The organism is Photobacterium andalusiense, assembly GCF_900185625.1.
Classification (GTDB): domain Bacteria; phylum Pseudomonadota; class Gammaproteobacteria; order Enterobacterales; family Vibrionaceae; genus Photobacterium; species Photobacterium aquimaris.
Genome location: NZ_FYAJ01000028.1, coordinates 1 through 1,843, shown reverse-complemented (window position 1 = coordinate 1,843; position 1,843 = coordinate 1). Strand labels below are relative to the sequence as shown.

5 tRNA genes and 2 rRNA genes are annotated in these 1,843 nt (G+C 48.3%); all 7 read left to right on the top strand.

The features are described 5' to 3' along the window. Window positions 1–536, top strand: a 16S ribosomal RNA gene (locus PAND9192_RS20135); the annotation flags it as partial. A 101-nt stretch (window positions 537–637) separates the two neighbouring features. Then, a tRNA-Glu gene (locus tag PAND9192_RS20130) sits at window positions 638–713 on the top strand. A 2-nt stretch (window positions 714–715) separates the two neighbouring features. Further along, window positions 716–791, top strand: a tRNA-Lys gene (locus PAND9192_RS20125). A gap of 31 nt (window positions 792–822) precedes the next feature. Next, window positions 823–898, top strand: a tRNA-Val gene (locus PAND9192_RS20120). A gap of 37 nt (window positions 899–935) precedes the next feature. Continuing rightward, window positions 936–1,011, top strand: a tRNA-Ala gene (locus PAND9192_RS20115). A gap of 2 nt (window positions 1,012–1,013) precedes the next feature. After that, window positions 1,014–1,089 (top strand) — tRNA-Glu (locus PAND9192_RS20110). Window positions 1,090–1,410: 321 nt separating this feature from the next. Continuing rightward, window positions 1,411–1,843, top strand: a 23S ribosomal RNA gene (locus PAND9192_RS20105); the annotation flags it as partial.

The window sequence follows — 1,843 nt, the reverse complement described above, 5'->3', positions numbered from 1 at the left end:
CGCTAGAGATAGCTTAGTGCCTTCGGGAACTCTGAGACAGGTGCTGCATGGCTGTCGTCAGCTCGTGTTGTGAAATGTTGGGTTAAGTCCCGCAACGAGCGCAACCCTTATCCTTGTTTGCCAGCACGTAATGGTGGGAACTCCAGGGAGACTGCCGGTGATAAACCGGAGGAAGGTGGGGACGACGTCAAGTCATCATGGCCCTTACGAGTAGGGCTACACACGTGCTACAATGGCGTATACAGAGGGCTGCAAACTAGCGATAGTAAGCGAATCCCACAAAGTACGTCGTAGTCCGGATTGGAGTCTGCAACTCGACTCCATGAAGTCGGAATCGCTAGTAATCGTGAATCAGAATGTCACGGTGAATACGTTCCCGGGCCTTGTACACACCGCCCGTCACACCATGGGAGTGGGCTGCACCAGAAGTAGATAGCTTAACCTTCGGGAGGGCGTTTACCACGGTGTGGTTCATGACTGGGGTGAAGTCGTAACAAGGTAGCCCTAGGGGAACCTGGGGCTGGATCACCTCCTTACCTAAAGACTTATGCTGTTTTATGCAGTGTCCACACAGATTGCTTGGTCGAAATGTAAAAGAGCCACTTATTGTTGCCCAACAACAATAAGTATGAACATTGTCCCGTTCGTCTAGAGGCCTAGGACACCGCCCTTTCACGGCGGTAACAGGGGTTCGACTCCCCTACGGGACGCCAATGGGTCGTTAGCTCAGTTGGTAGAGCAGTTGACTTTTAATCAATTGGTCGCAGGTTCGAATCCTGCACGACCCACCATTCTTTCTCACGAAGGAATTAAAACTATCGTGGGCGATTAGCTCAGTTGGGAGAGCACCTCCCTTACAAGGAGGGGGTCACTGGTTCGAGCCCGGTATCGCCCACCATCTTCTCTTCGGAGAACTTCTTTTGAAGTAAAACATTGGGGTTATAGCTCAGCTGGGAGAGCGCCTGCCTTGCACGCAGGAGGTCTGCGGTTCGATCCCGCATAGCTCCACCAATGTCCCGTTCGTCTAGAGGCCTAGGACACCGCCCTTTCACGGCGGTAACAGGGGTTCGACTCCCCTACGGGACGCCACTTTTTAAACGTATTTCTCTTAAATAAAGAGAGTGAAGTGCTTTTAGAAAGTGGACGTCGAAAGATAGACACATGCTCTTTAACAATCTGGAAAGCTGACTAGTAAATTCAATCGAAAGATTGATTTTAAAAATGTTTTTATTTTCGAATAAAAACGAGTTCTCAAAACATACACATTCAAGTGTCTGTGTTTGCTTTCACTTTTTAAAGTGAAGACAAATAAATGAGTCCGGCGAAAAACCAATGTTTAATATTTTCTTGATCGGATTATTAAACACAAACCTTGGTTGTTTGAACATGCAAGACCTCTTGGGGTTGTATGGTTAAGTGACTAAGCGTACACGGTGGATGCCTTGGCAGTCAGAGGCGATGAAGGACGTATTAACTTGCGATAAGCCCAGATTAGGCAGTAAAAGCCACTTGAGTCTGGGATTTCCGAATGGGGAAACCCACTAGCATAAGCTAGTATCATTAACTGAATACATAGGTTAATGAAGCGAACCGGGGGAACTGAAACATCTAAGTACCCCGAGGAAGAGAAATCAACCGAGATTCCGGTAGTAGCGGCGAGCGAAACCGGATTAGCCCTTAAGTTAGTTCAGCGTTAGGTGAAGGTTCTGGAAAGTGCCGCGATACAGGGTGATAGCCCCGTAACCAACAACGCTTTATTAGTGAAATCGAGTAGGACGGGACACGTGATATCCTGTTTGAACATGGGGGGACCATCCTCCAAGGCTAAATACTCCTGACTGAC